The organism is Streptomyces sp. NPDC101393 (assembly GCF_044767385.1).
Lineage (GTDB): Bacteria > Actinomycetota > Actinomycetes > Streptomycetales > Streptomycetaceae > Streptomyces.
Genome location: NZ_JBIWNU010000001.1, coordinates 775,516 through 802,436, shown reverse-complemented (window position 1 = coordinate 802,436; position 26,921 = coordinate 775,516). Strand labels below are relative to the sequence as shown.

The following is a 26,921-nucleotide window of genomic DNA, read 5'->3' as shown; positions in this document are numbered from 1 at the left end:
CCGCTGCCGGGGGGGCGGAACCGATTTCGCAGGAGCCCGGCGGAGCCGTGCACGGCGGCGGTACGCTCCCGGCGATGGCGACCACTCCTCCCCCAGGGGCCCGGCCCCGCCCCGCCGCGGGCCCCGGCGCCGTTCCCCCGCCCGGCCCCGCCCCGCACGTCCCCTTCTCCCTGCTCAACGACGAGCCGGTGGCCGACCCCGCGGCGGACCTGCTCGGCGCCGGACGCGCCGCCCGCCAGCTCGCCGGACTGCTGGCCGCCTCCCACGACTCCACCCCCTTCACGCTCGCCGTCGACGCCGGCTGGGGCATGGGCAAGAGCAGTCTGATGCGGCTGGTCGACGCGGAGCTGGCGGAGCTCACCCGGCGCGCGGGCACCCCCGACGTGCACACCGTCTGGTACAACGCCTGGACCTCCACCGGCGCCGACGCGCTGGAAGGCCTCATCAAGTCCGTGCTGATGCGTTTCGACCGGCGGGTGCTGCGGCGCGGACTCCAGCGGGTCTCCGAACGCCGCGCCGTGCTGCGGGCCTTACGGGCCCTGACGACCGTGGCCGCCGGACCGCTGGGCGTGTCCGGGCTGGTCGACGAACTCTGGAAGAGCCTGTCCGTCAACTCCCAGGCCCGCAACGAGATGCGCGGCGCTCTCGGCGACCTCGTGCAGGAATGGGCGGACGGCGGCGACTTCCGGCCACGCCGCCTCCTGGTGGTCTTCATCGACGACCTCGACCGCTGCTCGGAGGAGACGGTGCTCGCCGTCTGCGAGGCGGTGAAGGTCTATCTGGACGTGCCGGGGCTGGCGTTCGTCGTGGGCTGCGACCGCTCGGCGCTCGGGCCCAACGGGCTGCTGCGGGACCTGTCGCCCGCGGGCTCGGCGTTCATGGAGAAGATCTTCCAGACCAGCTACCGGATCCCGGCGGCCGACGGGCAGGGCGTCAAGGACTACATCCGCTGGTGCGCGCGGACCGCGGGCGTCGAACCGCTGCTGGACGACGCGATGGTGGAGCTGCTGGTCCAGCGCACGGGACGCAACCCGCGCCGGATCAAGCGCCTGATGAACGGCTTCGTACTGGAGGCGACCCTCAATCCCGTCTGGCGCGACTTCGGGCCCGGCGCGGTGATCAGAACCCTGCTGCTCCAGTACTTCTACCCGGACTTCTACCGCATGATGACCGGCCCGTCCGGGACCGTGGACGGCGATGTGGTGGCCGAATTCCGGACCTACCGCGAGGTGCGGCGCACGCTGCTGGCGGCGCCCGGCGGGGCGGGCGCCGGCGAACTCGCCGCGGCCCGCGCCTTCCTCGCCTCGTACGACTTGGTGGCGCCCGCCGGGACCGGGCCGGAGGGCGCGGAGGTGCTGGCGTCCCTTGAGCGTCAACTCCCCAACGAATTCCCCGACTTGGTCATCAACCCGGGGTTCACCTCGCTCGTCGACGAGCTGGCCGGACGCCCTGACGCCGAACGGCTGCTGCTGCGGCTGCGCGAGGGGCCGCTGCTGTCGGGTCAGACGCCGACCCGTATGTCGCGCGAGTGGGAGCCGCTGTGGCAGGGGCTGCAGAACGTCCCGCCGGACGGTTTCGACACGGGGTTCGGGCCGCCGCTGGCCTGGCCGCCGGGCGGCCTCCAGGTGGGCCCGACCGCGCAGCAGTCCGCACCGTACGGGATGCCGGCGCCCTACACGTCACCCGTGTACGCGCCCCCCGGCTATGCCACCCCGCCGTATACGTCCCCCCAGCAGCAGCCCTTCGGGATGCCGCCCGACGCGTACGGCCGGCAGCTGCCCGAGCCGCTGCCGGACACCGATCCGCAGGACGCCGACTTCGACCTCGTCCCACCGGCGGGCACCGGCTCCCCGGCGGGCATCGGCACTCCGGCGGGCCTCGGCACTCCGTACCCCGACCCGTATCCCGGCACGTCCTACTCCGCGCTGCCGGGCTACGCCTCGGCGGCCCTGGAGGTGCTGTGGGTGGACGACCAGCCGGACCGCAAGGCGGAGGTGCGGACGGTGCTGGCGAGTCTGGGCATGCGGGTGCGGCACGTGGACGGAAGCGAAGCGGCCGCCGCCGAGCTGCGCGCCCGCAGCTTCGGGCTGCTGGTCTCCGACATCAGCCGGGGGCGGCAGCACCACGCCGGCTTCGAGATGGCCGAACGCTTCGCGGCGGACGGGCTGTACGACGGGCCGGTGATCTTCTACACCATCCGGCAGTCCCCCGACCGGGAGGAGCGGGCGGCACGGCTCGGCGCCGCGATCACCAACAAGGAGGACGAGCTGCGCGACCTGCTGCTCGCCGTGGTCCAGCAGACCGCGCCGGCCCCCGTGCCCTGGTCCGCCCCGCAGCCGGTCCGCGCACCCTTCCAGCGGACCCGGCCGCCCGCCGGCCCCGGCGCGGGGCCGGAGCCCGGAACCCTCGACCTGTCCGTCGTCTGGGTCGACGACGAGGCCGACAGCCAGTACTGGCTGGGGGCGGAGCTGCGCCGCGGGGGCGCGGAGGTCTTCATCACCGGGGACGAGCAGGAGGCGATCGACAGGCTTTCCACCCACGGAGCGGACCTGCTGCTCTCCGACGTCAGCCGGTACGGGGACGAGGAGGCGGGCTTTGCGTTCGCCCGCCGGCTGCGGCAGGAACGCCACTACCTCGGGCCGCTGGGCTTCTTCACGTCGCAGGTGACCGCCACCCGCAAGGAACGCGCGAGGGAAGTGGCCGCGCTCGGTGTGACCAGCCGCGAGAGCGTGGTCCTGTCCTGGGTCGAGGCGGTCCAGGGGACACGGCGGGCGGGAGGCCGGGAGGGTGGTGCCGCTCCGGAGGACGGGGCGTCCGCCCCGGAAGACGGCGCCGCGTACGCAGGCGCCCCGGACGGTGACTCCCCGGGCTCCCCGGACCGGGGATCCCCGGACGGCGAGGCCCCGGTCGCCGGCTGACGGCGGGGCTCTCCCCGGCCGTCAGCCGGCGACCGGCGGCCCGCTGTCCCTCAGCCCCGTCCGCCCGGCGTCGTCCGCCGTACCGACCGGCCCGCGAGGACGTCCGTCCGCTTGCCGTCCGCCATCACGAAGCGGCCGTCGATCAGGACGTGCGGGATGCCGGACGGCAGGGTGCGCGGGACGTCGAAGGTCGACTCGGCGGCGACCGTGTCCGGGTCGAAGAGGACCAGGTCGGCGCGGTGGCCCTCGCGGACCAGGCCGCGGTCGGGCAGCCGCAGGCGGGCCGCGGGGCGCGAGGTGAGGTGGGCGACGCACTCCTCCAGGGAGAGCACGCCCAGCTCGCGGACGTACTTGCCGAGGTACTGGGGGAAGGTGCCGTAGGCGCGCGGGTGCGGCTTGTCACCCTGGAGGATGCCGTCGCTGCCGCCGGTGTGCACGCGGTGCCGCATGATCTGCCGCACGTTCTCCTCGTGGCCGACGTGCTGGAGGATGGTCGAGCCGAGCCGGTCGTCGAGCAGGATCCGGCGGGCGGTGACCCAGGGCTCCTCACCGCGTTCGGCGGCGCTCTGCGCGACCGTCCGGCCGACGTAGCCGGACAGCGCCGGGTCGCTGACCCCGGAGATCTCGATCTTGTCCCACTCGATCGGCACGCCGTGGCAGCCGTCGGCGCCCTCCACCTCCATGACGTGCCGGATGCGCTCCGCGGTGACGTCGTCCAGGAGGCGGGCCAGGATCGCTCCCGGGCCGCCCTCGCTCGCCCAACTGGGCAGCATGGCGACCAGCGTCGTGCAGCCGGGGGTGTAGGGGTAGGTGTCCAGAGTGATGTCCGCGCCGTCGTCCAGCGCCCGGTCCAGCAGGGTCAGCAGCTCCGGGGCGCGGCCCTCGTTGACGCCGAAGTTCATGGTGGCGTGCGCCAGGTGCAGGGCGCAGCCGGCCTCACGGGTGAGGGCGACCATCTCCTCGTAGGCCTGCAGGGCGCCCGCCCCGTAGGAGCGGTGGTGCGGGCAGTAGTACCCCTCGTAGCGGGCCACCACCCGGCACAGTTCGCCCAGTTCGGCGTCCGACGCGTACATGCCGGGGGTGTAGGTCAGGCCCGAGGACAGGCCCACGGCGCCCTGCTCCAGGCCCTCGGCGACCAGCTGCTTCATCCGCGCGACCTCGTCGGCGGTGGCGTCCCGGTCGTCCCAGCCCATGGCGAGCATCCGGACGGTGCCCTGCGGGATGAGGTACGCGGCGTTGACCGCGATGCCGTTGCCGTCGAAGCCGTGGTCGAGGCGGTCGAGGTACTCGCCGACGGTGCGCCAGTCGAAGTCGACGTCGGTGCTGCCGGGGCCGCCGCCGTTCCAGCCGGTGATCTGCGCGCGGACCTCGGCGAGTGTGCGGTCGTCGACCGGCGCGTACGACAGGCCGTCCTGGCCGATGACTTCGAGGGTGACGCCCTGTGCGGCCTTCGCCTCGTGCGACGGGTCACGCAGCAGCGCGAGGTCGCTGTGCGCGTGCATGTCGATGAAGCCGGGGGAGAGGGCGAGGCCGTCCCCTTCCACCGTGCGGGGCGCGGACGGGCGCGGGCCGCCGTCCGACTCGCGGTGGATCTCGGCGATCCGGCCGTCGGCCAGGCCGACATCGGCGCGGTAGGACGGACCGCCGGACCCGTCGATGACGCGTACGTCGCGAAGCACGGTGTCCATGGCTGGGGCTGCCTTTCGTGGGAAGCCGGCGGCGCGCGCCGCGGGGGTCGGCGCGCACCGCCGGGGTCTGTGGGGGCGGTGGGGCGGACGGGCCGCCTGCGCCCCGGGGGGAGGGGCGGCGGCCCGGTCCCCGCCCTAGAAGAAGGTGCGGATGAAGTCGGTGACCGTGCCGTCCTGTTCGACGAGCGGGATCAGCTGCCACTTGTCGAAGGACGTGCAGGGGTGCGACAGGCCCATGCCGACCCAGTCGCCGACCTCCAGGTCGCCCGCGTGCTCGGTCGCGACCCAGGCGTGCTGGTCGGACAGGCCGGTGACGGTGACGCCGTCCGCGGCCCGCAGGGTGCCGTCCCGCCCGGACCGTACGACCTGGGCCTGCGGCAGATCCAGGTCGTAGGCCGCGTCCCGCTTCCCGGCGTTGAGGAACGCCTGGCTGCCGGTGGGGCGGGAGACAACCTGCGCCCACAGGCGGAAGGCGGGCTGCAGGGCGCCCTCGTCCGGCACCCGGTTGAAGGGGGTGAGGTGGCGGTAGTGGCCGTCGTCGTGCGAGACGTACGCGCCCGAGCGCAGCAGCTTCAGGGCCGGCGCGGACAGCGCGGGGATCTCGGCGAAGACCTCGGCGACCGTGTCGAACCAGGCGCTGCCGCCGGCGCTGATGACGATCTGGTCGAGGTCGGCGAACCGGCCCGCCGCGTCGAAGTCCACGGCCAGCGCGACCAGTCGGCGCAGCCAGGCGGCCACCCGCTCGGACGTCGCGTCCGGCACCTCACCCTCGTAACCGGCGACGCCGACCAGGCGGAGGGTGTCCACGCCCGCGATGGCATCGGCCAGTTCGAGGCATTCGGTCTCGGTGCGGACGCCGGTGCGGGCGCCGTCGCCGGCGCCCAGCTCGACGACGACGTCGACCGGGCGGGAGGCGCCGGCCTCGCGCAGCGCGGCGTCCATCAGCTCGATACCGCGCAGTGAGTCGACGTAACAGATGAAGCGGAAGTCGGGGTCGGCGTCCAGCTCGGCGGAGAGCCACCGCAGGGCGGCGGCGTCCACGACCTCGTTGGCCAGGAAGATGCGCTGGATGCCGTAGGCGCGATAGGCGCGGGCCTGGTGGGGGACGGCCGCGGTGATGCCCCAGGCGCCGTGCTCCAGCTGGCGGGCGAAGAGCTGCGGTGCCATGGAGGTTTTGCCGTGCGGGGCGAAGGCCAGGCCGTGCCGGGTGGAGTACGTCTCCATCAGGGCGAGGTTGTGCTCGACCGACTCGGCGGAGAGGGCCAGGACGGGGGTGGTGAATCCGTCGCGGAAGAGATTGCGGCGCTCGGCCGACAGCTCGCCGACCGTCAGGCCCTCGGCGTCCGGGGGGAGCGCCTTGAAGCGGTGGTCGACCCGTTCCTCCGCGAGTCCCCTGAGTCCCTTCGCGAGCCGATCGCCGGCCATGGGGCCTCCTCAAAGATCTTGTTGCACCATTTGCAACACCCATTGCGCATATCGCTTACAGCTGTCTAACATCCGAGCCATCACCAGGTCAATGGTGAGAAACCTGGTGGAGACACCGTGGAGAACGGCCGCAGCGCCCACCGAAACGGGCCCCGGCAACCGGCCCGCACCGGCCCGCAGCTCCCACCGAGCACCGCAGTAAAGGAGCACCCCCGATCGTGACCAGGCCCTCCCACCTCAGCGACACCGTCGACCCGGACGTCGACGTCGTCTGCCTCGGCGAGTCCATGGTCACGTTCCTGCCCGGCCGGCCAGGACGACTCGCCGACGTGCCCTCCTTCGACCGCGCCATCGGCGGCGCCGAATCCAACGTCGCCTGCGCCCTCGCCCGCACCGGCCACCCCACCCGCTGGATCTCCCGCGTCGGCACCGACGGCTTCGGCGACCACCTCCTCGCCGCCATCGCCGACTGCGGCGTCGACGTCACCCACGTCCAACGCGACCCGCTGCGCCCCACCGGCATCTACTTCCGCACCGCAGGCGAACGCGCCACCGGCATCGACGGCGAAGAACCCGACCGCGCCGAGGTCCTCTACTACCGCGCCGGATCCGCCGCCTCCGCCATGGCCCCCGGCCTCCTCGACACCGAGGCACTGCGCAGCGCCCGCATCCTCCACCTCACCGGCATCACCGCGGCCCTCTCCGACAGCTGCCTGGACGTCCTCCGCAGCCTCACCCGCCGCACCCCCGGCCGCCCCCTCGTCTCCTTCGACGTCAACTACCGCGTCGGCCTCTGGCGCGACCCCGCACAGGGCCCCGGCGTCCTCCTCGACCTCGCCCGCGGCGCCGACCTCGTCTTCGTCGGCGAGGACGAAGCCGAAGCCGCCTGGGACCTGCACGGACCCGACGCCGTACGCGCCGCCCTCCCCGAACCCACCACCCTCGTCGTCAAACAGGGCTCCCAGGGCGCCACCGCCTACCACCGCCGGGCCGACGGCACCGACACCGTCACCTACGCCCCCGCCCTCAGCGTCGACGTCACCGCCCCCGTCGGCGCCGGCGACGCCTTCGCCGCCGGATACCTCTCCGCCACCCTCCGCGACCTGCCCGCCTTCGCCCGCCTCCGGCACGGACACCTCATGGCCGCCGCCTCCCTCACCGTCCCCGGCGACCTCGGCACCCCGCCCACCCGCGCCCACGCCGACCGTCTCGCCGCCCTCACCCCCGCCGACTGGGGCACACTGCGACTCGGCCCCGGCTGGACGACCGACAGCGACAGCAACGGCAGCGACGGGGTACGAACCGCACGGGTGGAGGTCCGTACAACATGAGCCAGACAGTCGATCGCGCACTGAGCATCCTTCCGCTGCTCGCGGAAGGACCGGCCAACCTCGAACAGGTCTCGGTCCGGCTCGGCGTCCACAAATCCACCGCCCTGCGGCTGTTGCGCACACTCCACGAGCACGGCATCGTCTACCGCCAGCCCGACCAGCGCTACCGCCTCGGCGCCCGGCTCTTCGCCCTCGCCCAGGAAGCCGTCGAAAACCTCGACGTACGCGAAATCGCCCACCCCCACCTCGTCGACCTCAACGAAAAATGCGGACACACCGTCCACCTCGCCGTCTACGAGGAGAACGAGGTCCTCTACATCGACAAGGTCGAGAGCCGCTACCCCGTCCGGATGTACTCCCGGATCGGCAAGCCCGTCGCGATCACCGTCGCCGCGGTCGCCAAGCTGCTCCTCGCCGACCTCGCCGAACCCGAGCGCCGCGCCCTCGCGGAGAAGCTCGACTACCCCCTCTACACGCCCCGTTCGACGCCCAACGCCCCGGCCTTCCTGGCCGAACTGGTCAAGGTCCGCGAACAGGGCTGGGCCACCGACCTCGGTGGCCACGAGGAATCCATCAACTGCATCGGCGCCCCCATCCGCGGAGCGGACGGACGCCTGGTCGCCGCCATGTCGGTCTCCGCACCGAACGTCGTCGTCACCGCAGAGGAACTCCTCAAACTGCTCCCGCTGGTACGCCGCACCGCCGACGCCATCAGCCGGGAGTACTCCGGAACCGCAATCCCCCAGCCACCGGCCGGGCCCGCACAGGAAGTCTGAGCACCACCATGACCGAGAAGACCGCCATTACGCCGGCCACCCACACCACCCCGCCCGCGAAGTTCTCGCACGGCGTCAAGAAGGGCAACATCCTCCAGGTCGCCGGCCAGGTCGGCTTCCTCCCGGCCGTTGAGGGCCAGGCCCCCACCCCCGCCGGGCCCACCCTGCGCGAACAGACCCTGCAGACCTTCGCCAACGTCAAGGCGATCCTCGAAGAGGGCGGCGCGACCTGGGACGACGTCATGATGATGCGCGTCTACCTCACCGACGTCGACCACTTCGCCGAGATGAACGAGATCTACAACGCCTACTTCGAGGCCGAAGGCCTCAAGGCCCCCGCGTCCGCCCGCACCACCGTCTACGTCGGGCTGCCCAAGGGCCTGCTCATCGAGATCGACGCCCTCGCGGTCCTGAGCTGAGGCACCGAACACCTTGCTCAGCCTGCCGTTAGCACCACCGCACACGCACCAATCGCCGCACGGCGCGGCGCCCCGCACCCACGGGGCGCCGTGCCGCGGTCCCCCCTGCCTGGAAATTTTCTGCCTGACAACGGAGTCACCCCATGTTCCTCGCTGCCCCGGCCGCCGCCCCCGCACCGCCGCCACCACCCCACACCGGCGGCCTGCTCGCCCTGATACCGGGCACCGCGGGACTCCTGACCGTCGCCGCCCTCGGCATCCTCCTGCTGCTCTTCCTGATCATCAAGGTCAGGCTGCAGCCGTTCGTGGCCCTCCTCGGCGTCTCCATAGCCGTCGGCCTCGCCGCGGGTCTGTCCGTCACCGAACTCTTCGGCACGGTCCAGAAATCCGACGTCGTCTCCATGATCGAAACCGGCATGGGCGGCATCCTCGGCCACGTCGCCATCATCATCGGCCTGGGCACGATGCTCGGCGCGATGCTGGAGGTCTCCGGCGGGGCGGAAGCCCTCTCCGCCCGGCTCCTGCGCGTGTTCGGTGAGAAGCGCGCCCCCCTCGCCATGGGCCTGACCGGCCTGATCTTCGGCATCCCCGTCTTCTTCGACGTCGGCATCTTCGTCCTCGCACCGATCGTCTACGCCGCCGCCAAGCGCTCCGGCAAGTCGATCCTGCTCTACTGCATGCCGCTGCTCGCCGGTCTCTCCATGACCCACGCCTTCCTGCCGCCGCACCCCGGCCCGGTCGCCGCCGCCGGCCTCTTCAAGGTCGACCTCGGCTGGATCATCCTGATGGGCCTCATCTGCGGCATCCCCGCCGTCATCGCGGCCTGGGGTTACGCGGCCTGGATCGGCAAGCGCCTCTTCGTCCCCGTCCCGCAGGACATGGTCGAGGCCGCCGAGGAGGCCAAGGCCGCCGTCGCCGCGGAACAGGCCGCCTCCGGCGTCACGCCCCACGAGAAGCCGGTCCCGCTGGGCACCGTCCTCGCCATCATCGGCACCCCCCTGGTCCTGATCCTGCTGGCGACCTTCTCCTCCATCGCCCTGGACCCCTCGACCCTCCGCTCGGTCATCGAGTTCTTCGGCAACCCCTTCGTCGCCCTGACGATCGCCCTGCTGCTCTCCTACTACCTGCTGGGCATCCGCCGCGGCTGGTCCCGCAAGTCCCTGGAGGCCGTCTCCACCGCCTCCCTCAAGCCGGTCGGCAACATCCTGCTGGTGGTCGGCGCGGGCGGCATCTTCGGCGCCGTCCTCAAGGGCAGCGGCGTCGCCGACGCCCTCTCCGAGACCTTCCACAACGTCGGCCTCCCGGTCATCGTCCTGGCCTACCTGCTCTCCCTCGTGCTGAGGGTGGCCCAGGGCTCCGCGACCGTCGCCATCGTCACCACGGCCGGCATCGTCCTGCCGCTGGTGGAAGGCCAGGGCATGTCCCAGGCGTCGCTGGCCCTCGTCATCATGGCGATCTCGGCGGGGTCGATCTTCGCCTCGCACGTCAACGACGGCGGCTTCTGGATGGTGTCGAAGTACTTCGGCATCTCGGAACGCGACACCCTGAAGTCCTGGACCGTCCTCGAATCGGTGCTCTCCGTAGCCGGCTTCGCGGTGGCGGCTCTGGTGAGCCTGGTCGTCTAGCCGCGCACGCACGGTGCCGTCGCCCGCCCCGTCCTCCTGCCCCTCCCGGGCAGACGGACGGGGCGGGCATCGTCATGGAGCCGGATCCGGAATACCATGAAGGCCAAATCCGGGCGCGCACCACCGACTTCGGGGCGGACGGCATGTGGTCTGGCACGCACGATGGCTATCTCGAAGCGACCGCCCAGGCGATCGCCGAAGAGCTGCGACGCAACCGCTCCAGGCAGCGCGCCAAGGCCGCGGAGTTCAGCCGGGAGCAAGTGGAGCGGAGCCACCAGCTCGCCCACGAAGCCGAGGCCGCCGAACTCGAACGCCTCGCCGTCCTCGGCCAGATCCCCCAGGCCGAATACAAGGCCCGCATGGCCACCCTGGAAGACCTCGGCAGCTTGCCGACCACGGTGTAGGGCGGGTGGTCGGCTCAGGGCGCCTTCCCGTAAGCCCGCGCCCCCTCGTGCGGCAGTACGGCCCACATCCGCGTCCCCTCGCCGGGCCCCGGTGACGCCCCGAACCCCCACTCGTCCCGGCAGTCCCGCACCACGCAGGCCAACAACAGGAGCGCCGACCGCCGCCGGGCATCACAGGCCGCCGCGAGACGGCGGTGCGTATGCCGCGGATGCGCGTCGTACAGGAACACGCGCAGCGAGTCGTCCCGATAGCGCAGCGCAAGGGTAGACGTCCTCGGAGGCGGTGAACCGGCAGGCGCACGCGGTGAGTTCACCCACCACCTGAAGAGCGGCTGTGGTCACGTCATGAAGGCCGTGTGCTTCGAGGATGACGTGGGTCGCGTGGCGTGCGATGGCGGGGCTGATCAGTGCGGCGGGGATCGTCAGGCCGTAGGTGAGGGTTTCCGGAACGGGCGGCGTACGGGTGTCGAGCGGGTGCGGACACACGGACACGGCTGCGGGCATGGCAACTCCCTGTTGTTCATGGGCGGTTGATGGTGTGGCAGCCGGTGGCCTGTCTCCCTGGCGCGAGCCCGCCTCTCTCAGGGGAGGAGGTTGCGGGCAGGCTCGCGCGATGCGCTTCCGACTGGGTCGAGCGTAAGCGGTGCGTTACTGACTGTAGGGAGTTCCGTGCACAGTGCCCACTGAGCTTGGGGGTAATTACCCCCAAGCTCTTATGGACCGGTATGGCCATGCAGAGGCAGACTGGCCTCGACCACGGCGCGAGAAGGGGCTACATGCCGACCAGGACCACACCAACGGTGCGCCAGAAGCGACTTGGTGCCGAGCTGCGCAAGATGCGTCTCGCCGCCGGGGCCACCACCGAATACGCAGCAGGGCTTTTGGGCATCGACCGCACCCGGGTCTCCAACATGGAGGGCGGCATCCGGCCGGTATCTCCTGAGCGGGTACGCACTCTGGCCTGCAACTACGCCTGCCCTGACGCGCTGTACGCCGATGCCTTGGCCGCCATGGCCGCGGACAGGGAGCGCGGATGGTGGGAGCGCGACCGGGGAACGCTCGCCGCCGGACTGCTGGACATCGCGGAACTCGAATGGCACGCGGCACGCATCAGTACGACGCAGTCGGTTCATGTCCCAGGCCTGTTCCAGACCGAGGACTACGCGCGGGCTGTCTTCGCCGCGGTCCTGCCGCCGCCGACCCGGCTCGAAGTCGAGTTGCGGGTCGCCCACCGTTTGGAGCGACAGCGGGTCTTCGAGCGGCCCGAGCCGCTCGCCTATGTGGCGTACGTCCATGAAGCGGCGCTGCGCATGAGGTTCGGCGGAACGGACGTCATGCGTCACCAGCTCGCTCACCTGTGCCACGCGTCGGAACGGGACAGAGTCGAGATTCGGGTCCTCCCGGTGGAAGTGGGCGCGTTTCCGGGAGCTGGACATGCGCTTCTATACGCCGATGGCGTCGTGCCTCAGCTCGACACGGTGCAGCTGGACTCCGCGCATGGGCCGGAGTTCACACACGCCGAGGCCCAGCTGGCTAAGTACCGCGCCCACTTGGACTGGATGGACAATGCCTCGCTGTCGGCCCCGGCTTCGCGTGACTTCATCCGCAAGGTCGAACGCTCACTCTAGGAAGGTCACGATGCCGGACATCAGCTGGGAAGAGCCCTACTGCGGCGAAGGAAACAACTGCTTCCGCATAGGCACCGACGATCAGGGCAACGCCTACATCACCGTGGCGGGCGCCGAGGACACCTATGTCACCGACACCCGCGAAGCCCTCCGCACCCTCATCCGCGACATCAAGGCCGGCAGGGCCGATCACTTGCTGTAGAGGCGGTGGTGCGGAGGGGAGGGCGCCCGGCGGCGATCGCGTGCCGGGCGGCCTCGAGTCAGCGGGGGTGCGTCAACTGCCGTCGCAGTACTGCGCTTCCTTTCCGATCGCGCGGTACGGGCAGTCCGCCGTCTCCAGGAGTTGGAGCACCGCCTCGCGGTTGCGGGACGTCTCCTTGGGGATGACGGTGTCCTTCGGGTAGAAGCCGCCGGAGCCGGCGGAGGACGGGTACATCTCAAACGTGTACGCGAACACCTTCTGGTCGCCCCACAGCCAGTCGTCGATCGCGCCGTCGGTGACGTAGAGCTCGCTGGACTGCTCGGGGGTGTAGCCGTTGGAGGCGGCCATCTTCTTGCCGATGGTGGCGAAGGTGTCGTGGTCGTCCTGGGTCATGCCGGGGCCGGTTTCGTCGTAGGTGAAGCCGAAGGGCCACAGGACGAGTTCGCTGTAGGTGTGGAAGTCGATGGCGGCCTTGATCTGCTGCTTTCCGCCGATGATGCGGCTGTGGACGAACTTCGAGACGACCTGGACCTCGGGGGCGGAGGCGGCGGAGGGGCCGCGGTAGGTCTCGTCGGCGGGGTCGTCGGAGGAGCCGTCGCAGCAGCCCCACTTGAAGTCCCAGTTGCGGTTGAGGTCGGTGCCGACCTCCTGGGAGTCGGGGGCGGGCTGGCGGTTCTTGCGCCAGCTGCGGAAGGCACCGGAGGCGATGTCGTAGGCGCCGCCGTCCGGGTTGAGGTCGGGGACGATCCAGATCTCGCGGGAGTCGAGCATCTTGGTGATGCGGTCGTCGGATCCGTAGGCGCTGGTGAATTCGTCGAGGAGGTACAGCGCCATCTCGACGGTGAGGTGTTCGCGGGCGTGCTGGTGGGCGGTGAAGAGGACCTCGGGTTCCGCTTCGTCCTTCGTGACGTTCTTGCTGAGTTTGAGGGCGAGGATGTCGCGGCCCTCGTGAGAGGTCCCGATGGTCTGTTTGCTGAGGAGGTCCGGGTACTTCGCGACGAGGGCGTCGATCTGCTGGGTGGCCTCTTCGTAGGTGTGGTACTTCGCGTAGCCGGCCGGGAAGTCCTTGACGCGGGTGCCGGAGGGGGGCGCCGAGGCGCCCGGCGGGTCGGGCAACCGACGCAGTCCGTAGCCGAGTCTGCGGACGGCGGTGGCCTGGGCGCGGTCGGCGGTGATGACGACGGCGTGGGCGTGGGTCTCGTCGATGCTGACGCCGGTGGCGGCGAGGGCGGTGCGGGCGGCGGGGGTGGCCGGGCCCTTGACCTCGTACTGGTGGGGGAGTTCGGCCCGTTGGACGCCGTCACGGGTGGCCGCGGTGCGTTCGGCGGGTGGGGCGTCCTGGGCCTGTGCGGCGATCGGTGCCGCGAGGGCGAGGGAGAGGAGTGCGGCGAGGACGGTGGTGCGTCCGCCGCGTATCCGTGTGGGGGTGTGAGGTCGCATGCGGTCTCCTGTGGGGTGTGAGGCGAAGCGACGGCGCCAGTGTTGGGCGTGGGCATGGGCTGGTCAAGACGTTCGGCGGCCAGATGCGGGGTGGTGAGCCGAAGGTGTCGGGAAGCGGGCGGATTCCGGCAACTTGCCATCGATTCGCGGAAATTGATTGCTCCTGACCGCTGCGGCGCCAACAATGCGCACGACAAAACCGAAGCGACGTCAAGGACCTTCGGTGACGGAAGCGGAGAGGACCCCCACATGAATCGACCTCTCGTCGGCACCCTGGCCACGGCCGTTCTGGGAGCCGCAGCTCTGGTGGGCACCGCCGGTACGGCCGGCGCTGCCACCCACCCGGGAAAGGCGCCACAGACGGACCGGGCCCTCGCGGCGAAAGCGGCCCCGCAGGCCCCGGTAGCGCAGAAGCACAGGACCAAGGCGGTGAACTTCGCGGGCACCGTCGCGCTCAGCAACTGCTCCGGTTCGATAGTCAAGATGCCCGACTCGCAGGCGAACGACCCGGCGCTGGTGATGTCCAACGGGCACTGCCTGGAGAGCGGTATGCCGGGCGCGGGCGAGGTCGTGGTCGACAAGCCGTCCAGCCGCAGCTTCACCGTGCTGGACGCCAAGGCCGGCAACCTGGGCACGATCAAGGCCACGAAGATCGCGTACGCCACCATGACCGACACCGATGTGTCGCTCTACGAGACCGGCTCGACGTACGCCCAGATAGAGCAGAAGTACAAGATCAAGCCGCTGGAGCTGGCGACCGAACACCCCGCCAAGGGTGCCGCGATCACCGTGGTCTCCGGCTACTGGAAGAAGACCTACAGCTGCAACGTCGACGGGTTCGTGCCCACCCTGAAGGAGGGGGACTGGACCTGGAAGGACTCGGTCCGCTACACCGCCGACTGCAAGACCATCGGCGGGACGTCCGGCTCGCCGGTGGTCGACAACGCCAGCGGCAAGGTGGCGGCCATCAACAACACGGGTAACGAGGACGGCGAGGAGTGCACCGTCAACAACCCGTGCGAGGTGGACGAGAACGGCAAGGTCACCGTCCACCAAGGCATCAACTACGCGCAGGAGACGTACGGGATACCGAAGTGCTTCGGCAGCGGCAACAAGCTGGACCTGGACAAGGCCGGCTGCGAACTGCCCAAGCCGTCGGCGGCCCGCCGCTGATTCCCGCACGGTGAACTGACGTGACACAGACCAGGTCCCGTGCACCTGTGCACGGGACCTGGCTGCGGGGGGTGGCGCGTGGGGGGTGGCTTCAAGGGAGCCGGGGGCCGGCCGGTTACGGGAGGCCGTGGACGTGCGCGCCCACCTGGCTCGCGAACTCGTTGCCGCCCGTGGCGTCCCAGTTCGTGGACCAGGTCATCGCGCCGCGCAGGCCCGGGTAGGTCTTGGACGGCTTGAAGTCGCCGCAGCCGCTGCCCTTGGTGAGGCAGTCCAGGGCGGCGTTGACGACGGACGGGGCGACGTAGCCGCTGCCCGCCGCGCGGGAGGAGGCCGGGACGCCGATGCCGACCTGGGACGGGTCGAGGCCGCCTTCGAGCTGGACGCAGGCGAGCGAGGTCAGGAAGTCGACGGTGCCGGCGGAGTAGACCTTGCCGTCGCAGCCGTTCATCGAACCGCTGTTGTAGTACTGCATGTTGACGACGGTCAGGAAGTCCTTGATGGCGAGTGCCGTCTTGAAGTACTCGTTCTGCGGTGACTGCATGTCGATGGTCTGCGGGGCCATGGTGACCACGACGTCGCCGTGCGCGGCGTGCACCGCCTTGAGCGCCTGCGTCATGTAGGTGGAGTTGAGGCCGTTCTCAAGGTCGATGTCGACGCCGTCGAAGCCGTAGTCGTCCATCAGCTTGTTGATCGAGTCGGCGAAGTTCTTGGCGGAGGCGTCGTCGCTGACGGACACCGCGCCCTTCTCGCCGCCCACCGAGATGATCACGGACTTGCCGGCGGCCTGCTTCGCCTTGATGTCCGCCTTGAAGTCGTCGGCCGAGCCGTATCCGACGGCCGGGTCGAGGTTGAAGGTGACGCCGCCCGGCTGCCCGGTGGTGTCGGCGAACGACACGGCGATGATGTCGTAGGCGTCATCGACGTCCTTCAACTTCTGCACGGTGGCGCCGTTGTTGAAGTTCTGCCAGTAGCCGGTGACGGCGTGTCCGGGCACCGCGGCCGTGTGTGTGGCGGGGGCGGCCGGGCGGTCCTCGGACGCGTGGGCGGTGCCTGCGGCGACGACGCCGGCGGTGGTCAGCAGCGCGGCGGCCATTCCGGCCAGCAGCCTCGTCCTGACGAGGGAGGAACGTGCTCCGGAGCGCCCCCGGGATCGTTCTGGGGATCGTTCTCCTGAGCGGGATTCTGAACGTGCGCGAACCACGACTGCCTCCGGGTGGGGGGAAGTTGGGGGGAGTGGTGCCGATCGCGCTCTGGGGCCCCTGCGCTTGGCGTACAACGTGGTCCAGACCATTGATCCTGTCAAGACTCTCGCCACAACCCGTCCGGCCCGCACCCACCCCCCCCGGGTGGTATGCGCCCTTTACCTGGTTGGCGTCCGGCGTTCGTCCGCGGGGTACAGACCAATTCCCCGGGGAGTGATGACCATGACGAGTAGCCCAGAACGTGTTCTCTTGGGGCGTATCTCGTGGATAAAGTGCTGAGCGTATGGCGCCGATGGCGCAGAGCTGTGCCGATCCGCGGTCCCGGGACCCCCGGAGGCCAAAGGGAATGGGGGAGCGACGTGCCGACCGCGATTGCCGTCACCAGCCCGGACCTCGCGTTGCCCGCCACCGACCGGCAGACCCCGGCCGCCGTGGTCCTCCAGGCCCCGCATCTCCAGTCGTTGGACGACGCCCTGACGGAGGCCAGCGCCGTCCTCGAACACCACGGCCATATCGTCGCCCTCTACTCCTCCGCCTGCCCTCCGGACCACATTCGCCGGCTGCACACCCTGCGCGCCGTCCTGGAGAGCGACCGGATCGCGATCCTGCCGATGGATCTGCCGCCGCTGGGCGTCGCCGTACTCGCCCGTCAGCTCCGGCAGTTGTCACTCTGCGACATCAGTCCGGGCCTGCTGGCCTGCGCGGCACGGCTGCTGTCCCACTACATCCACGCCGGCGCGCTGCTCGGCAGCGTCGGCGGGCTGGACCGGGTGGAGGTGGATCTGCGCTCCCATGTGAAGTCCTGGCTGCCCGGCGCGCATTTCGCGGTACTCGCCCACCCCGAGCCGCAGTTGCACCACGTCGACCGGCACCGCCCCGAGGCCGGTCTGCCCGCGCCCGGCTACGGAACCCGTCTCGCGATCGCCCGCGGCCAGCTCGGTGCCGAATGGGTGGAGGGGGTGCTCGCCCCGGCCTGGCAGGTGCAGGGCGTGTACGACGAGCGGCTGCCCGCGGAGTCCGCCCGGTGGTGGGGCACCCAGAAGCTGATCGAATTCGCCGCCGCCATCCCGGATCTGACGGTGCTGCACGGCCTGGTGTCCTCCGTACGACGCGAGGACTGCCGCTGGTGCGGCCTGGAACTCATCGGCGACCGGTGTGCGTTCTGCGCGGCGCCGGTGTCGGTGTCGCCGGCGGCTTCGGTGCCGGGGAACGGCGCGCCCGTCGTCGCGGGTCGGCCGCGGGCCGGCGGGCCCGCGGCCATAGGGGCGCCGAGGGCCGTGCGCGTGCAGGCGGCGACGGCCGTGCCCGCACCCGCCCCCACCGACGCCCCGCCGGCGGCCGGTTTCGGCCCGCCGCCCGGAGGCTTCGGCCCGGCTCCGGACATGAGTGCCGCGCCCGCGGTGGCGCCCGGCGCGCCCCCGGCCCCCGAGGCGGCGCCCTCGCCGCTTCAGGAGCGTGGCCTGTCCCCGGTCGCACCGTCCGGCGTTCCGGCCGATCCGGGTGCTCCGGTGACGCCGGGTGTTCCGGTTGTTCCAGGGGCCCCGGCTGCGCCTCGGGTCCCTCGGGGACGTGGCGAGCGCGGCGAGCCGGGGCGGCTGGATGTGCGGGGGCCTGATGTCTCGGGGAACCCGTACGCCGCGGGGACCGGACCGTATGCCACCGCCGGGCCGTACGCCGCGGGGGCCGAAGGGTCGTACGCCCCAGGAGTTCCCGGTGTTCCAGGAATGCCAGGGGGGCCAGGAGTTGCGGGAGGCCCGGGAGCCTCCTCGGCGGCCCCCGGCTTCCCCTACGGGCCCGAGGCCCCGCGGGTCTCCGGAATCCCGCAGGCCCACGGTGGCTGGGATCTGCCCGGCCATCCGGATCTGCCCCGCTCCCCGGATCTGCCCGGCGACCCGCGGACGGTGGCGCGCGTGCGCTGAGATCCGCATCCCGGGAGCGGGACCGGCCCAACGGCCGGGCGGTGCCGGGCACGGAGGCGCGGGGCAGCCGCCCCCGCCCTCGGCCCACAGCCCGCCCGGCGCCCCGCACTTCCCCGCCCCTGCCCGCGCCCCGCCCCGTCCCCTCCCGTCCCGATCGAGGTCCCGCATCCATGAATTCACGTCAGCGCCGCGGAGTGATCCTGCTGCTTCTGTCGGTCCTCTGTGCCGTCGGCGCGTTCGTCGGCGTGCTGTCCGTGATCAAGAATGTGGAGTCCAAGGTCGGCCCGGAAAAGACGGCGTATCGGCTGAAGGGTGATGTGGCGGCCTATAAAGCGCTGGATCCTGGGCAGTTCGAAAAGGTGAGCATGCCCCAGCGGTGGCTTCCGCCCACCGCCGTGACCGACCTCGACGAGGTCAGCGGCAAGATAGCGGTGACCCCGCTGAAGAAGGGGTCGCTGCTCCAGGACGACATGATCGTCGAGCGGCCGGCGCTGAAGGCGGGACAGCAGGAGATCGCCATCATGATCGACGCGGCGACGGGCGTGGCCGGCAAGATCAATCCCGGTGCGCGGGTGAACATCTACGCCACGTTCGAGGGCAAGCGCCCCGAGGACAAGCCGGTCTCCAAGGTCATCGTCGCCGGAGCCCAGGTCATCGACGTCGGCAAGCTGACGCCGCTGGAGGCCAAGGACCCGGGCGCCGCCACCGGCGCCTCCGGCACCCGCCAGGCGGGCGAGGCCGTGCCGATCACCTTCGCGCTGGGCACCACCGACGCCCAACGCGTCGCGTACGCCGAGTCGTTCGCCTCCCATGTGCGGCTCGCGCTGCTCGCCCCCGGCAGCGAGGCCACCATCCGGCCCGGCGAGCGCACCTACACCCTCGACGGCGACAAGTGACCCGGAGGCACAGGTGACCATCCGCATCCTCCCGGCAGTCGGCGACCCCGACGCCGCGCGAGCCGTGACCTCACTGCTCAGCCAGCTGCCGGACGCCGAACCTGCGCCCGTCGTCGCCGACTCCACCGCCCTGCTCAACGCGCTGGCCGCCGCCGCGGGGCCTGGGGCAGGCGGGCCCTCCCAGGCCGGTGCGACGCCGGCGTCGTCCGCCACCGGGCAGCCGTCCGCGGTCGAGGGGCTTCCCGAGGTCGTCCTCGTCCACGAGCGGATCGGGCCGGCCCCCGCGCTGGAGCTGATCCGCGAGGTGGCGCTGCGCTTCCCGGCCGTCGGCGTCGTGCTGATCACCACCGACGCGGGCCCGGCGCTCTTCTCCGCGGCGATGGACGCGGGCGCCCGCGGCATCGTCGGACTGCCGTTGTCCTACGACGAGTTGGCGGCCAGGGTGCAGGCCGCCGCCCAGTGGTCGGCCGGTGTGCGGGTGCACCTGGGGGGAAACCCTGACACGCTCCCCGGGCCGAGCGGCACGCTGGTGACGGTGACCGGCGCCAAGGGCGGCGTCGGCACGACCGTCACCGCCGTCCAGCTGGCGCTGGCCGCGAGGGCCGCCGGCCGCAGTGTGGCGCTGGTGGACATGGACCTCCAGTCCGGCGATGTGGCCTCCTACCTGGACGTGCAGTTCCGCCGCTCCCTCGTCGACCTGGCGGGGATCGCGGACATCTCCGTACGGGTTCTCCAGGACGCGGTGCACGACCACCACACGGGCCTCGGGCTGCTGCTGGCGCCGGAAGAGGGGGAGCGCGGTGAGGAGGTCGACGACCGGGCGGCCCGGCAGATCGTCACCGCGCTGCGCTCGCGCTATGAAGTGGTGATCGTGGACTGCGGTTCCCAGATGCAGTCGGCGAACGCCGCGGCCGTGGAACTCGCCGATACGGCCCTGCTGGTGACGACGCCGGACGTGGTGTCGGTGCGGGCCGCGAAGCGCCAGGTGCGGCTGTGGGACCGGCTGCAGATCCGGAAGGCGGAGGACACCACCACCGTCGTCAACCGCCTCACCCGCAACACCGAGATCCAGCCGGCGCTGGTCGCCAAGGCGACCGGCACCCAGGTGGCCAGGACGCCGGTCCCGGCCGCCTTCAAGGAACTCCAGCCCTGTGTCGACTCGGGCCGGATGCAGGATCTCGACGACCGGTCGACGGTCAAGCAGGCGCTGTGGGCGCTGGCGGCCGAACTGGGCCTGGTGGATTCGCCGGCCGCCCGGCAGGGCCGGGGCAGTCACCGGGCGCGTACGTCACTGACCGGGCGCAAGCGGAAGGCCATAGGAGCGGGGTCGGCCACCGGTTCCGGGGCGGTTCCGGGTCAGGTCTCAGGGGCGGCATCCGGGGCGAACGGGTCCGGCTCGGGGTCTGTGCCGGGTCAGGGTTCCCGGTTCGGGGCCCGGCGCGGCTCCTCGGCGGCGGCCCGGAGCGCGGGGCCGTTCGATCCGGCCGGTCCGTACGAGGAGGGCTGAGAGGTGCGGCGGCCGCAGGGCCGTGTCCGCGCAGTCCCGTCCGGTCCGCGACGCCCGGCACGGCACCGCGCGGCGTTGTCGGGGTCTTCCCGGCACGACCGGTACCGGGAGGACCCTCCGCGTTGCGAGGCAGCGCGCCGGGCGCCGCGGACCGCGCCCTCCGGGCGGACGACGGGACGTTGCGGACACGGCCTGGTCGGCGGCGACCGCGGACAGGTCTCCGTCGAATTCCTCGGGCTGCTCCCGCTGATCGCCCTGGTGCTCATCCTGCTCTGGCAGTTCGTGCTGGTCGGCTACACCTACTCGCTCGCCGCCAACTCCGCCGACCAGGGAGCCCGCGCCGCCACCGCGACGCAGGGCGGCGGCGCCGGCAGCTGCCGTACGGCCGCCCTCCAGGACCTGCCCGCCTCCTGGCGCAGCGGCGCCTCCACCGACTGCCACACCGCGTCCGGCCTGTGGAAGGCGACGATCCGGATCAAGGTCCCGGTGCTCTTCCCCGGCGCCGGGGACTTCCCCTGGACGGTCACCGGCACGGCGGGCGCCGCCGAGGAGGACGCCGGATGAGCGGGGGGAGCGGGATGCGGGCGATGCGGGCGCGGACGGGAACGCCGCGCGGAGCGAGGGCGGCGGCAGCCCGGCGGACGGCCGGCCGGCGGCGCGGCCTCGGCGCGGGCCGGGACCGGGGCCAGGTCTCCATCGAGTTCCTCGGCTTTCTGCCGATCCTGATCGCGATCGCGCTGGGCGTGATCCAGTTGGGCCTCGGCGCGTACGCCGTCCAGCAGGCCGGCACGGGAGCGCGGGCCGCGGCCCGTACCGCCTCGATGGACGAGGCCGACCGGCAGACCGATCCGCAGGCCGCGGGGCTGGCGGCGATGAGCGGCTGGATCAGTGACGGCGCCACGGTCTCGGTGGGCGGCGGGGGCACGGCCGTGCGCGCCACCGCCACGGTGCAGATCCCGTCCCTCATCCCCGGAGTCACCTTCGGCTCCGCCAGCCGCAGCGCCACCATGGCCCGACCCGAGACGCCCAAGGCCCTGGGGGCCCTCGTGCGGACCGTACGAGAGACCCTGGGGCCCGTCCCGTCGGCCGTCCGCGCCGCCGGTCATGTCCACGAAGGAGTACCGACGCGATGAGCCTGAAAGCGCGGATCGTCGCACCCGAGCCGGCCGGGGAAGCGCGCGAGGACAGTCATCTCGTCGCCGTCTACCGCGCCAAGCTGCTCGAAGAGATCGACCTCGCCGAGATGTCCTCGCTGGCCGCCGCCGACCGCCGCTCCCGGCTGGAACGCGTCCTGGGCCACATCATCAGCCGTGAGGGCCCGGTGCTGTCCACCGCCGAACGCTCCCAGCTCATCCGTCGGGTGGTGGACGAGGCGCTCGGCCTGGGCGTGCTGGAACCGCTGCTCGAGGACGCCTCGATCACCGAGATCATGGTCAACGGCCCCGACCAGGTGTATGTCGAGCGGTCGGGCCGGGTCGAGCTGCTGCCCGTCCGCTTCGCCTCGCACGAGCAGCTGATGCAGACCATCGAACGCATCGTCTCGACCGTCAACCGCCGCGTCGACGAGTCCAATCCGATGGTCGACGCCCGGCTGCCGTCCGGCGAGCGCGTCAACGTCATCATCCCGCCGCTCGCCCTGAACGGCGCCACGCTCACCATCCGCCGCTTCCCGCGCGCCTACACCCTCGCCGAACTCATCGGCATGGGCACGCTCGACGAACAGATGCTGATGCTGCTGTCCGGGCTGGTCCGCGCCAAGTTCAACGTCGTCGTCTCCGGCGCGACCGGCGCCGGGAAGACCACCCTCCTCAACGCGCTCTCCGGGCTCATCCCCGACGGCGAACGCATCATCACCGTCGAGGACGCCGCCGAACTCCAGCTCCAGCAGACCCATGTCATCCGGCTGGAGTCCCGGCCGCCCAACGTGGAGGGCAAGGGCCGCATCACCATCCGCGACCTCGTCCGCAACTCCCTGCGCATGCGCCCCGACCGGATCATCGTCGGCGAGGTACGCGGCGGCGAGACACTCGACATGCTCCAGGCGATGTCGACGGGCCACGACGGCTCGCTCGCCACCGTCCACGCCAACAGCGCCGAGGACGCGCTGATGCGACTGCAGACCCTCGCATCCATGTCGGACGTCAAGATCCCCTTCGAGGCGCTGCGGGACCAGATCAACAGCGCCGTCGACTGCATCGTGCAGCTCAGCCGGCATGCCGACGGCTCCCGCCGGATCAGCGAGATCGCCATCCTCGACTCCCGCGGCCACGAGGACTACCGGATCGCCACGGTCTGCCGCTTCGACGCCGAACCGATGGGCGCCGACCGCGTCGTGCACGGCCGCTTCCGCTACTTCCCGCTGCCCCGACGGGTCGCCGAACGCCTCTTCATGGCGAGCGAGCCGACCCTGCCGGCCTTCGGGGTCGCAGCCACCGACGACGAACTCGCCACCCGGAAGGCCACCTCATGACCGGCGGGAACAGCCTCACCCTGCTCGCCCTCGGCGCCACCCTGCTGTGCGGCGTGCTGGCGGTGGCCGGCGTACGGATCTACGCGGCCGGGCGGGCCCAGCGCCAGGCCGTCGTCGACCGGCTGGCCGATGAACGCGGACTGCCGCAGTCCGGGAAGCGCCGCCGCTTCCCGTCCGTCGACCGCACGCTGCGCGGCACCCGCTTCGGCCGGCGACTCGAACTTCGGCTGGCCGCGACGGGACTGGACGTCACCCCCGGCGAGTTCACCGTCTACATGCTCGGTACGGTCCTCGCGCTCTGGCTGATCGCGCAGGCCACCCTGGCCGCGTTCTTCGGCCCGATCGCCGCCCTGGTCGCCGTCTGGGCCGCGTTCGCCTTCCTCAACTGGCAGCGGCAGAAACGGATCGAGAAGTTCATCAACCAGCTCCCCGAACTCTCCCGGATCCTCGCCAACGCCACCCAGGCCGGACTCGCGCTGCGTACGGCGCTGGGCATGGCCGCCGAGGAACTGGAGGCCCCGGCGGGCGAGGAGCTGGCCAAGGTCTCCGACAAGCTCGCCGTCGGCCACTCCGTCGACGAGGCCCTCGGCGAGCTGGCCGAACGCCTCCCCTCCCGCGAACTCGTCGTCCTCGTCACCACCCTGGTGCTGTCCAACCGCGCCGGCGGCACCGTCGTCGGCTCGCTGCGCAACCTCACCAAGACCCTGGAGGAGCGCAAGGAGACCCGCCGCGAGGTCCGCACCCAGCTCTCCCAGGTCGTCGTCACTGCCTACGTCGTCCCGCTGCTCGGCATCGGCACCCTCCTTCTGATGAACCGGATCGCGCCGGGCGCCATCGAACGGATGACGTCCTCCTTCCTCGGCCAGTTCGCGGTCATCGCGGCGTTGGTCCTCTACGCCCTCGGCTTCTTCTTCATCCGCCGCTTCGCCAAGATCGACGTATAGGTATCGGGTACACCATGGGAATCGGAATCCTGCTGGCTCTCGCCGCCGCGCTCTCGGTCGTCGGGATCTGCTGCGGTATCGCCCTCTACCGCCGCGAGGCCAGGCTCCCGCCCGACCTGGCACTGTCCCTGGAGGTCGGCGCGACGCGTACGACGGTCGTCGGCTCGGCCGTGGACCGCACCGGCATGCGCTACGCGCCCCTCGTCCTGCGGCTGATGGGCGACAAGCGCGTCGCCCGGGTCCGCCGCCGCATCGACCTCGCCGGCAATCCCGGCGGCCTGACCGTCGACCGCTACGCCGCCCGCCGGGCCGTCTACGGCGCCCTCGGCTTCTTCGGCGCGCTGGTGATGTTCCTGCGTGATCAGCCACTGCTGGGCGTCTTCATGGTCCTCTTCGGCCTCTTCTGGACCGAGGTCGGCATCTGGGCCGCGATCCGCCAGCGCAAGGACACCATCGAACGCACCCTTCCCGACTTCCTGGACGTGCTGGCCGTCGTCGTCAGCGCCGGACTCGGATTCCGTCAGGCCCTGGACCGCGTCGCGGACAAGTACGAGGGCCCCTGGGCCGACGAACTCCGCATCACGCTGCGGCAGATGGACATGGGCGTCAGCCGCCGCGAGGCCTTCGAGGAGTTGCGCAAGCGCAACGACTCCGAGCAGGTCGCGCAGTTCGTCACCGCTCTCCAGCAGGGCGAGGAGCTGGGCTCACCGATCGTCGACACGCTCATCCAGATCGCCAACGACATGCGCCGCACCGACGCCCAGAACGCCCGCCGCCGCGCCGCCCGCGCCGTCCCCAAGGCCACCATGGTGATCACCACCTTCATGGTCCCGGCCACCATGATCCTGCTGATCGCCGGATTCTTCCTGGGCTCGGGCACCAACTTCGGCTCTCTCATGGGCGAATGACGGACCGTCCCCGCCCGCCCCTCCTTGCGGCTGCACATCAGCACACGGACAGGGCACCCCCGTCCACCTGCGGACTCACGGGCCCCGTACGGTACGCGGCACCACACCCGCGCCCGGCCGGATGCGTACGCTGCACGGCCTGCTTCCGGCCAACGCCTTCGCAGGAGCAACGAGTTATGCCACAGTGGTTGCGCCGGCGGTCCGCCTCGCCCTGTGGCGCGGGTGGGCCGGCCGGTCCGCATCGGCGTCGAAGCGTGGGCCGGTCCCGAGGGGGACCGGTGGTCCCGGAGGGGGAACGGGGGTGGTCGGGGTGCGACAGAGTGGCCGAAAGGTGCTGTTGAGCGTCCCGCTCGTGTTCCCGAAAGAGGATTGGGTACGGAGTCCCTATTCCGGGAGCTCCTTTCCGGCGTATTTTTCTCGTGTCAAGAGCGCGCCCGAGCGCGCCGACACCACGGGGACAGACCAGCCGGACCAGAGCGGGACGGCCGCCCACGGAGGGGAACACGATGGCGAAGCGGCTTTTGAGGAACGACCGGGGACAGACCTCGATCGAGTACCTCGGCATCATCGCGGTGGTCGTGGCGATCGTTCTGGTCCTTTCGACCACGGACTTCGGCGGTCAGATCGCCACCGCCATCGCGAACAAGATCTCCGAAGTCGTCGGTATCTAGTCGCCGCGACGCTGGTGACCGCGGTACGCAAGCGCCGTCTGCGGCGCGACGCCGGGCAGGCCTTTCCGCTCTACATCGTGGCGGTCGGGGGCCTGCTCTTTCTCGCGCTCGCCTTCTTCGCCGTCGGACAGGCGGCGGCGACCCGCAACAGCGGGCAGACGGCCGCGGACGCCGCCGCGCTGGCCGCGGGCCAGAAATACCGCGACCAGCTGAGCAAGGGCTTTTTGGAGGCGATCGGTGACGGAAGCGAAGGGACCGGTTGGGAAGACCTGTTGAACGGACGCGGAATTCCCTCCGAAGCCGCATGTGAGAACGCAGACTGGTTCGCGGGACAGAACGACGCGGAGGTCACCACCTGCACCCCGGACTCCTGGCCCACGTCATTCGCCGTGACGATCAAGACCGGTAAGACCGTGGGGAATTCGGTCATCCCGGGGACCGAGAACACACACGCTTCGGCCGAGGCGAAGGCCGTCGTCGCTCCCCGCTGCACGATCGATCCCACCCCGCCGGACGACGGCAAGGCCGACCCCACACCGGCCCCCGGCAAGAAGGACGACAAGGACGGCAAGGAGGGCGGGAAGGACGGCAAGGGCGAGAAGCCGACGCCCATCGGGCTCCTCTGCGACGGACAGTCCTGGACGCTCGATCCCGACCACCTCCAGGATCTTCCTGACGCCTCCGACCTCTTCTCCGTACGCCTCGCGCAGTGATCCACCCCTCGGCCTTCCTCCTACCCCCACCCGATCAGTCGACGATCAAAGGAATCGCATCCATGAGCATTCGGCGCACCACGAAGGCCGCCAGGGGAGCGGTCGCCATGGCGAGTGCGGTCGGCCTGGCTCTCGTTGTGGCCGGCTGCGGTGGTGACGGCGCCGGCGGATCGAAGACCGCGGACAAGGGGCAGGCACCCCGGAGCAGCGCTCCGAAGGAGAGCGGGCCGGGCACCCCGGCGGCCGACTCCGATGAGGTGATCGGGGAGATGAAGGGCGCGGACGGCATCGTCGTCACCCTGCACTCCGTCGTCCGGGACTCGGGAGGCTTCGTCACCGTCAACGGCACGGTGACCAACCGCGGAAGCAAGGTCTTCAACGCCGTCAACTGGCGCTCCAACGAGTCGGAGATGCGTTCCCGTTCCTCCATCTCCGGAGCCACCCTCGTCGACAAGGCGGGGAAGAAGCGGTACTTGGTCCTGCGCGACACCAACGGCGAATGTCTGTGCACCACGGCCCTCAACGCCGTGATGCCCGGCGCCAGCCGTCCTCTCTTCGCCCAGTTCCCCGCGCCGCCGGCGAAGGTGACCGAGGTCGATTTCCAGCTGCCGACCATGCCGCCGGCCAGCGTGCAGATCACGGACTGAGCGGGTCGATGACCG

Annotated in this window: 25 protein-coding genes; 20 read left to right on the top strand and 5 right to left on the bottom strand. The window is 71.2% G+C overall.

Features of this window, described 5'->3' with window-relative positions:
* Positions 1-74 precede the first annotated feature (74 nt).
* Complete coding sequence (locus ACIRQ7_RS03455; protein WP_404259480.1) at positions 75-2,918, top strand: P-loop NTPase fold protein; 2,844 nt, start codon at positions 75-77, stop codon at positions 2,916-2,918.
* 50 nt (positions 2,919-2,968) lie between these two features.
* Here the strand turns inward: ACIRQ7_RS03455 and ACIRQ7_RS03450 are convergent, their stop codons facing one another.
* Both ACIRQ7_RS03450 and ACIRQ7_RS03445 read right to left on the bottom strand, forming a co-directional pair.
* Positions 2,969-4,606 (bottom strand): amidohydrolase family protein, encoded by a 1,638-nt coding sequence (locus tag ACIRQ7_RS03450; protein ID WP_404259478.1) that lies wholly within the window; start codon positions 4,604-4,606, stop codon positions 2,969-2,971.
* 135 nt (positions 4,607-4,741) lie between these two features.
* Positions 4,742-6,031, bottom strand: coding sequence for an amino acid deaminase (locus ACIRQ7_RS03445; protein ID WP_404259476.1), 1,290 nt, complete (start codon positions 6,029-6,031; stop codon positions 4,742-4,744).
* Positions 6,032-6,318: 287 nt separating this feature from the next.
* Between ACIRQ7_RS03445 and ACIRQ7_RS03440 the strand changes: the two genes are divergently transcribed.
* The 5 genes from ACIRQ7_RS03440 to ACIRQ7_RS03420 all read left to right on the top strand — a co-directional run bounded on the left by ACIRQ7_RS03440 (position 6,319) and on the right by ACIRQ7_RS03420 (position 10,586).
* Complete coding sequence (locus ACIRQ7_RS03440) at positions 6,319-7,362, top strand: sugar kinase (RefSeq protein WP_404260093.1); 1,044 nt, start codon at positions 6,319-6,321, stop codon at positions 7,360-7,362.
* On the top strand, positions 7,359-8,138 hold the full coding sequence (locus tag ACIRQ7_RS03435; RefSeq protein ID WP_404259474.1) for an IclR family transcriptional regulator: 780 nt from the start codon (positions 7,359-7,361) through the stop codon (positions 8,136-8,138). The genes ACIRQ7_RS03440 and ACIRQ7_RS03435 overlap by 4 nt, the downstream gene beginning before the upstream one ends.
* An 8-nt stretch (positions 8,139-8,146) precedes the next feature.
* Positions 8,147-8,557, top strand: a complete 411-nt coding sequence (locus ACIRQ7_RS03430) for a RidA family protein (protein ID WP_401462409.1) — start codon at positions 8,147-8,149, stop codon at positions 8,555-8,557.
* A gap of 143 nt (positions 8,558-8,700) precedes the next feature.
* Entirely contained in the window at positions 8,701-10,182 is a 1,482-nt protein-coding gene (locus ACIRQ7_RS03425) for a GntP family permease (protein ID WP_401462412.1), read from the top strand.
* Positions 10,183-10,325: 143 nt separating this feature from the next.
* On the top strand, positions 10,326-10,586 hold the full coding sequence (locus ACIRQ7_RS03420; RefSeq protein ID WP_404259472.1) for a hypothetical protein: 261 nt from the start codon (positions 10,326-10,328) through the stop codon (positions 10,584-10,586).
* Between the two features lie 171 nt (positions 10,587-10,757).
* On the opposite strand, the gene ACIRQ7_RS03415 is transcribed toward ACIRQ7_RS03420, so the two are convergent.
* On the bottom strand, positions 10,758-11,090 hold the full coding sequence (locus ACIRQ7_RS03415; RefSeq protein ID WP_404259470.1) for a hypothetical protein: 333 nt from the start codon (positions 11,088-11,090) through the stop codon (positions 10,758-10,760).
* A gap of 272 nt (positions 11,091-11,362) precedes the next feature.
* Here ACIRQ7_RS03415 and ACIRQ7_RS03410 point away from each other — a divergent pair, with 272 nt between their 5' ends.
* Positions 11,363-12,214, top strand: a complete 852-nt coding sequence (locus tag ACIRQ7_RS03410) for a helix-turn-helix domain-containing protein (protein ID WP_404259468.1) — start codon at positions 11,363-11,365, stop codon at positions 12,212-12,214.
* Positions 12,215-12,224: 10 nt separating this feature from the next.
* The gene (locus tag ACIRQ7_RS03405; RefSeq protein ID WP_404259467.1) at positions 12,225-12,416 is read left to right on the top strand and encodes a hypothetical protein; all 192 of its coding nucleotides are present in this window, start codon (positions 12,225-12,227) and stop codon (positions 12,414-12,416) included.
* 72 nt (positions 12,417-12,488) lie between these two features.
* Here ACIRQ7_RS03405 and ACIRQ7_RS03400 read toward each other — a convergent pair whose 3' ends face one another.
* Entirely contained in the window at positions 12,489-13,856 is a 1,368-nt protein-coding gene (locus tag ACIRQ7_RS03400; RefSeq protein ID WP_404259465.1) for a M14 family metallopeptidase, read from the bottom strand.
* 249 nt (positions 13,857-14,105) lie between these two features.
* Between ACIRQ7_RS03400 and ACIRQ7_RS03395 the strand changes: the two genes are divergently transcribed.
* Positions 14,106-15,029 (top strand): serine protease, encoded by a 924-nt coding sequence (locus tag ACIRQ7_RS03395; protein WP_404259463.1) that lies wholly within the window; start codon positions 14,106-14,108, stop codon positions 15,027-15,029.
* A gap of 115 nt (positions 15,030-15,144) precedes the next feature.
* Here the strand turns inward: ACIRQ7_RS03395 and ACIRQ7_RS03390 are convergent, their stop codons facing one another.
* Positions 15,145-16,122 carry a chitinase gene (locus tag ACIRQ7_RS03390; RefSeq protein WP_404259461.1) on the bottom strand — a complete coding sequence of 326 codons (978 nt, stop codon included), beginning with the start codon at positions 16,120-16,122 and terminating at the stop codon, positions 15,145-15,147.
* A gap of 468 nt (positions 16,123-16,590) precedes the next feature.
* On the opposite strand from ACIRQ7_RS03390, the gene ACIRQ7_RS03385 reads away from it, so the two are divergent.
* The 11 genes from ACIRQ7_RS03385 to ACIRQ7_RS03335 all read left to right on the top strand — a co-directional run bounded on the left by ACIRQ7_RS03385 (position 16,591) and on the right by ACIRQ7_RS03335 (position 26,906).
* Positions 16,591-18,150: a hypothetical protein gene (locus ACIRQ7_RS03385; RefSeq protein WP_404259459.1), complete on the top strand. Its 1,560-nt coding sequence runs from the start codon at positions 16,591-16,593 to the stop codon at positions 18,148-18,150.
* A 170-nt stretch (positions 18,151-18,320) separates the two neighbouring features.
* Positions 18,321-19,046: a Flp pilus assembly protein CpaB gene (cpaB, locus tag ACIRQ7_RS03380; protein ID WP_401462441.1), complete on the top strand. Its 726-nt coding sequence runs from the start codon at positions 18,321-18,323 to the stop codon at positions 19,044-19,046.
* A 13-nt stretch (positions 19,047-19,059) separates the two neighbouring features.
* Entirely contained in the window at positions 19,060-20,553 is a 1,494-nt protein-coding gene (locus ACIRQ7_RS03375; RefSeq protein ID WP_404259457.1) for a CpaE family protein, read from the top strand.
* A 75-nt stretch (positions 20,554-20,628) separates the two neighbouring features.
* Positions 20,629-21,117 carry a TadE family protein gene (locus ACIRQ7_RS03370; RefSeq protein WP_404259455.1) on the top strand — a complete coding sequence of 163 codons (489 nt, stop codon included), beginning with the start codon at positions 20,629-20,631 and terminating at the stop codon, positions 21,115-21,117.
* Positions 21,114-21,686, top strand: a complete 573-nt coding sequence (locus ACIRQ7_RS03365) for a TadE/TadG family type IV pilus assembly protein (RefSeq protein WP_404259453.1) — start codon at positions 21,114-21,116, stop codon at positions 21,684-21,686. Before ACIRQ7_RS03370 ends, ACIRQ7_RS03365 begins: the two co-directional genes overlap by 4 nt.
* Positions 21,683-23,023, top strand: a complete 1,341-nt coding sequence (locus tag ACIRQ7_RS03360) for a CpaF family protein (protein WP_404259451.1) — start codon at positions 21,683-21,685, stop codon at positions 23,021-23,023. The genes ACIRQ7_RS03365 and ACIRQ7_RS03360 overlap by 4 nt, the downstream gene beginning before the upstream one ends.
* Positions 23,020-23,967: a type II secretion system F family protein gene (locus tag ACIRQ7_RS03355; protein ID WP_404259449.1), complete on the top strand. Its 948-nt coding sequence runs from the start codon at positions 23,020-23,022 to the stop codon at positions 23,965-23,967. Before ACIRQ7_RS03360 ends, ACIRQ7_RS03355 begins: the two co-directional genes overlap by 4 nt.
* Before the next feature lie 14 nt (positions 23,968-23,981).
* Positions 23,982-24,875, top strand: a complete 894-nt coding sequence (locus ACIRQ7_RS03350; RefSeq protein ID WP_401462459.1) for a DUF5936 domain-containing protein — start codon at positions 23,982-23,984, stop codon at positions 24,873-24,875.
* Between the two features lie 506 nt (positions 24,876-25,381).
* Positions 25,382-25,546: a hypothetical protein gene (locus tag ACIRQ7_RS03345; RefSeq protein WP_401462462.1), complete on the top strand. Its 165-nt coding sequence runs from the start codon at positions 25,382-25,384 to the stop codon at positions 25,544-25,546.
* A gap of 14 nt (positions 25,547-25,560) precedes the next feature.
* A complete protein-coding gene (locus ACIRQ7_RS03340) occupies positions 25,561-26,259 on the top strand; it encodes a pilus assembly protein TadG-related protein (RefSeq protein WP_404259447.1) in 699 nt (232 codons plus the stop codon).
* Between the two features lie 62 nt (positions 26,260-26,321).
* The gene (locus ACIRQ7_RS03335; RefSeq protein WP_404259446.1) at positions 26,322-26,906 is read left to right on the top strand and encodes a hypothetical protein; all 585 of its coding nucleotides are present in this window, start codon (positions 26,322-26,324) and stop codon (positions 26,904-26,906) included.
* Positions 26,907-26,921: the final 15 nt, after the last annotated feature.

Coding starts and splice junctions, on each gene's coding strand:
- ACIRQ7_RS03450 (WP_404259478.1), bottom strand. CDS start 4,606: ATGGACACCGTGCTTCGCGACGTACGCGTCATCGACGGGTCCGGCGGT.
- ACIRQ7_RS03420 (WP_404259472.1), top strand. CDS start 10,326: ATGTGGTCTGGCACGCACGATGGCTATCTCGAAGCGACCGCCCAGGCG.
- ACIRQ7_RS03445 (WP_404259476.1), bottom strand. CDS start 6,031: ATGGCCGGCGATCGGCTCGCGAAGGGACTCAGGGGACTCGCGGAGGAA.
- ACIRQ7_RS03345 (WP_401462462.1), top strand. CDS start 25,382: ATGGCGAAGCGGCTTTTGAGGAACGACCGGGGACAGACCTCGATCGAG.
- ACIRQ7_RS03440 (WP_404260093.1), top strand. CDS start 6,319: ATGGTCACGTTCCTGCCCGGCCGGCCAGGACGACTCGCCGACGTGCCC.
- ACIRQ7_RS03435 (WP_404259474.1), top strand. CDS start 7,359: ATGAGCCAGACAGTCGATCGCGCACTGAGCATCCTTCCGCTGCTCGCG.
- ACIRQ7_RS03425 (WP_401462412.1), top strand. CDS start 8,701: ATGTTCCTCGCTGCCCCGGCCGCCGCCCCCGCACCGCCGCCACCACCC.
- ACIRQ7_RS03415 (WP_404259470.1), bottom strand. CDS start 11,090: ATGCCCGCAGCCGTGTCCGTGTGTCCGCACCCGCTCGACACCCGTACG.
- ACIRQ7_RS03360 (WP_404259451.1), top strand. CDS start 21,683: ATGAGCCTGAAAGCGCGGATCGTCGCACCCGAGCCGGCCGGGGAAGCG.
- ACIRQ7_RS03355 (WP_404259449.1), top strand. CDS start 23,020: ATGACCGGCGGGAACAGCCTCACCCTGCTCGCCCTCGGCGCCACCCTG.
- ACIRQ7_RS03365 (WP_404259453.1), top strand. CDS start 21,114: ATGAGCGGGGGGAGCGGGATGCGGGCGATGCGGGCGCGGACGGGAACG.
- ACIRQ7_RS03405 (WP_404259467.1), top strand. CDS start 12,225: ATGCCGGACATCAGCTGGGAAGAGCCCTACTGCGGCGAAGGAAACAAC.
- ACIRQ7_RS03400 (WP_404259465.1), bottom strand. CDS start 13,856: ATGCGACCTCACACCCCCACACGGATACGCGGCGGACGCACCACCGTC.
- ACIRQ7_RS03335 (WP_404259446.1), top strand. CDS start 26,322: ATGAGCATTCGGCGCACCACGAAGGCCGCCAGGGGAGCGGTCGCCATG.
- ACIRQ7_RS03410 (WP_404259468.1), top strand. CDS start 11,363: ATGCCGACCAGGACCACACCAACGGTGCGCCAGAAGCGACTTGGTGCC.
- ACIRQ7_RS03395 (WP_404259463.1), top strand. CDS start 14,106: ATGAATCGACCTCTCGTCGGCACCCTGGCCACGGCCGTTCTGGGAGCC.
- ACIRQ7_RS03350 (WP_401462459.1), top strand. CDS start 23,982: ATGGGAATCGGAATCCTGCTGGCTCTCGCCGCCGCGCTCTCGGTCGTC.
- ACIRQ7_RS03430 (WP_401462409.1), top strand. CDS start 8,147: ATGACCGAGAAGACCGCCATTACGCCGGCCACCCACACCACCCCGCCC.
- ACIRQ7_RS03455 (WP_404259480.1), top strand. CDS start 75: ATGGCGACCACTCCTCCCCCAGGGGCCCGGCCCCGCCCCGCCGCGGGC.
- ACIRQ7_RS03390 (WP_404259461.1), bottom strand. CDS start 16,122: ATGGCCGCCGCGCTGCTGACCACCGCCGGCGTCGTCGCCGCAGGCACC.
- cpaB (WP_401462441.1), top strand. CDS start 18,321: ATGAATTCACGTCAGCGCCGCGGAGTGATCCTGCTGCTTCTGTCGGTC.